Below are 3,302 nucleotides of genomic sequence, written 5' to 3'. Positions count from 1 at the left end.
AGTACATGCCGGAGAGGTCACTGCTCCATGCTTTCGCACCTGCGGTATAGCGAGTTAGGCTTTAAGTAGGGCAGGTATTTCGCTAACTGCTTCCAATGCAGTATAGAGGGCCAGCCCGGCAGCAACGCCCAGAAACCAAGGTGTCCAATTCATCGCGAAGGCGAACATAAAGATGCCTGGAATAAGGGGAAACTTCATAGCGCCGGATGCCACGTTCATGAAAAGATTGAAGGCGCAGAACGCTGCACCGATCCAGAATAGCCATCCGAGGCCGCCGAAATAGCCTGCTGCGGCCAAAGTGGGTCCAATAGCGGTTACAGCAAAAAACACTTCGATATCCTTTGTTTGCTTGATACCCAGCCTCACCATTATGCGATCAATGTCATCCACTTTCTGATGACCGACGTGGTATAGCCTTCTCCGTAGCCATGCCCTACGCCCTCAGTCTGCCAACCGCCGATCTGATCCACGATGTCTGCCGGACATTCCACTGCCCGTAATCGGTCACGCATCGAATGCCGGAAGCTATGCATGGTTGCCCCTGCAGGCACGTATGCCTTCAGCCACTTGTTGAGGCCCGCGCTGGCAGCGTTGGCGTTCGTGGTATCGGTCTTGTTGTAGCGTGGAAAGGCAAAGCCTGAAGCACCATGAACGGCCAGTAGTCGTTCGGCGGCCCACCGAGCAGAGCCAACAAGAGGGACCTCCCTTGTACTGCCAGCGGTCTTTAGCCTGCGCCACGGGTGCGGAATGATCCGTGCGGTGTAGTTGCCCCCACTGTCATGAAAGATGTCCTCGCACAGCAGGCCTGCCGCCTCAGCGAGGCGCATCCCGGTATCCGCGACCAAGGCCACCAGCCAGCGCATCTCGTCGTCCAAGCGGAAGCATTCGGCCTGCACGACACGGATAACCTCGACCGGTATGGGCTGTCGATCCGACACGCCTGCAGTGCGGTCGTAATAGACCTTGCCAAAAGGGTTGCTCAGTTCGATCCCCTCCTCGCTGGCAGCGAAGTTGATAATCGAACGAACCGTGCCGAAGACCCGGGTGATGCTGCTGCCAGCCATGCCACGGGCAATCAGCGCATCTCGGAAGGCATTGGCGTCTGCCTTCGTGTAGCTGGTGAGAGGCTTGTCTCCGCAAGTGTCGATCAGATAACCGCAGGCCCGCTCTGCCGCCCGGTGGAAGGTGATCCCCTTCCCGCCTCCCTTGAGCCGTAGGTATGTCACCACAGCCTCAGAGAGGCTCATGCAGTCGATGTTGACACTGCCGCCGTCAGAACCTCCCTGAGCGGGACCAGCCACTCCCATTCGCAGCATGTGCTTCCCTGGGAGGTCTGCATCCTGACTGCGCAGGTGGTACCAATATTCATCGAGTTGGCTCGCGGCTCGAACGGCTCGTGCAGCCGCCACGCGTGCTGACTTCGTCCGAAGCGAATACGAGATCTTCGATGAGGTGTAGTGGCGTCTCAGTTCCCTCGGCACCCGACGCTGGAAGTAGAAGATGCCGTCCTTGAGGAAGCAGTGAGGGGCAGAAATGTACTCCGGCATGTACTGTGCCTTGGCTTGATCCGATCAAAAGCCGAGGCGAAACAATGCTTTGGAGGATTGGGTGGTGCCGCTGAAGGGACTCGAACCCCCGACCCCATCATTACGAATGACGTGCTCTACCAGCTGAGCTACAGCGGCGCCCGGGCGCCTCTTAGCACCCAGGCCAAGGACGCGAAAGGGCTATTTTCGCACCGCCGTGGCGTCGGCCGCCGCGGCTTTCGGCGGCTCGGGCGAGACGATCTCGGCCTCGCTCACGGCGGGCTGCCTCGTCTCTTCGCCCGCGGGCCGCTCGGGCGTGGCGGCGGCGGTGGTCGGCAGGTCGGTGCCGCGCCCCGCGCCGACGATCAGCGGCAGCATCTCGGTGCCGCGGGGCAGGGCGGTCTCGCTCTCGGCCGGGCGGGTCCAACTCAGCGTGTCGAAGGCGTGGCAGTTGCCGCAGACCGGCGCCCAGGCGGGGTGCACGTGGTGGCAGTTGTCGCAGACCCATTGCGGGCCGCGCGGCGCGGTCAGCGCCCGGGTCAGCCAGCCGCGCACCACCGCATCCTCGGCGCCGCGGCCGCGTTCGATCGCCGCCATCAGCGTCAGCACCCGGGCGGTCGGGTCGGTCTCGGGCAGGTCGCCCAGCGCCCGGCGCGCCTCGTTGAAGTCCTCGGCGGCGATCAGCAGCTCGGCCTTCAGGAGCTTGGTTTCGGGGTGGTCGGGCCGGGCCTTGGTCAGCAGATCGAAGCGCTTGACCCGGGCCTTGGCGTCCTCGTTCGGCTCGATCTCGGCGAAGACCTGCGCGAGGTCCGGGTGCGGCGCGGTCTCCCAGGCCTTGCGGATCACCCGCGTGGCGTAGCGGGCATTGTTGACCGCAAGGTAGCTGCGCGCCGCCATCACCGCCGCCGGGATCAGGTCCGGCGAGAGCCGGTTGGCCTCGATCGCCTTCTCGCGCATCTCGATCGAGGCGGTCTCGTCGATCACGTCGCTGGCCTCGGACAGCGCCAGCACCGCGTCGCGGCGCTTGGCGACGTCGCGCGGCAGCGCGCCGGAGCGGCGCTTGGCGTCGAGCGTGGCGCGCGCGCCGGTCCAGTCATGTGCCTCGGCTTGCAGGCGCAAGAGCGTATCCTGCGTCTCGGAATGGCGCGGCTTCAGCTCGAAGGCCTTGCGGGCGAGCTTCAGCGCGGTGTCGGTGTCGCCCTCGGCGAGGCGCTGGCGCATCAGACCGCGCACGCCGACGAAGCGGGTGCGGTCGATCTGCACGAGTTCGCGGTAGGCGCCCTCGGCGGTCTTGCGGTCGCCCAGAAGCTCGGCCCCCTGCGCCACGAGGATCGAGGTGATCTCGGGCCGGCGCAGGTAGCGCTCGGCCTTGCGGCCCTTGGCCATCGCCAGCTCGCCCTCGCCAGAAGCCAGAGCGATCATGCCGTCGGACAGCGCCTTGTAGCCCTTGCGCTCGCGGTTGCGGCCGAACCAGCGGCTGACGGCGGTGTCGTCGCCGTTGATGAAGTGCAGCAGCGCGATCAGCAGGCCCAGCGCCTTGAACAGCAGCCAGCCCAGCAGCGCCAGCGCCGCCACGGCGAGCACCAGCTGCAACGGCCCGAGCGTGACCTCGTAGCCCGCCACGGCGATCTCGGCGCCGCCGGCGACCTCGCTGAGCCGCGCCGCGCCCCATGTGAGCCCCGCGACGACGGCGACGAAGGCGAGGATCTTGATCAGGGACAGGAGCATGTGCGGCGCCTCAGTTCTCGGTCAGGGATTGCGACAGCGTCTCAGCGG

3 protein-coding genes, 1 tRNA gene and 1 pseudogene are annotated in these 3,302 nt (G+C 65.2%); all 5 read right to left on the bottom strand.

Going from position 1 to position 3,302, the window contains the following annotated elements; genetic code table 11:
- Positions 1 to 54: 54 nt before the first annotated feature.
- A complete protein-coding gene (locus FD715_RS21660) occupies positions 55 to 390 on the bottom strand; it encodes a hypothetical protein (RefSeq protein ID WP_147115134.1) in 336 nt (111 codons plus the stop codon).
- The gene (gene xerC, locus FD715_RS21655; RefSeq protein WP_223275034.1) at positions 369 to 1,247 is read right to left on the bottom strand and encodes a tyrosine recombinase XerC; all 879 of its coding nucleotides are present in this window, start codon (positions 1,245 to 1,247) and stop codon (positions 369 to 371) included. The genes FD715_RS21660 and xerC overlap by 22 nt, the downstream gene beginning before the upstream one ends.
- A gap of 111 nt (positions 1,248 to 1,358) precedes the next feature.
- Positions 1,359 to 1,547: pseudogene (locus FD715_RS23110) on the bottom strand (DUF6538 domain-containing protein); the annotation flags it as partial.
- A 62-nt stretch (positions 1,548 to 1,609) separates the two neighbouring features.
- Positions 1,610 to 1,685, bottom strand: a tRNA-Thr gene (locus FD715_RS21650).
- Positions 1,686 to 1,727: 42 nt separating this feature from the next.
- Entirely contained in the window at positions 1,728 to 3,254 is a 1,527-nt protein-coding gene (locus tag FD715_RS21645; protein ID WP_147115128.1) for a heme biosynthesis protein HemY, read from the bottom strand.
- Between the last annotated feature and the right edge of the window lie 48 nt (positions 3,255 to 3,302).

Origin of the sequence: Tateyamaria sp. syn59 (assembly GCF_007995245.1) — a bacterium.
Classification (GTDB): domain Bacteria; phylum Pseudomonadota; class Alphaproteobacteria; order Rhodobacterales; family Rhodobacteraceae; genus Tateyamaria.
This window is presented reverse-complemented; position numbering and strand designations above follow the sequence as displayed.

Excerpts from the sequence above, each read along its gene's own strand:
- xerC (WP_223275034.1), bottom strand. The coding sequence starts at position 1,247 with ATGAGCCTCTCTGAGGCTGTGGTGACATACCTACGGCTCAAGGGAGGC.
- FD715_RS21645 (WP_147115128.1), bottom strand. The coding sequence starts at position 3,254 with ATGCTCCTGTCCCTGATCAAGATCCTCGCCTTCGTCGCCGTCGTCGCG.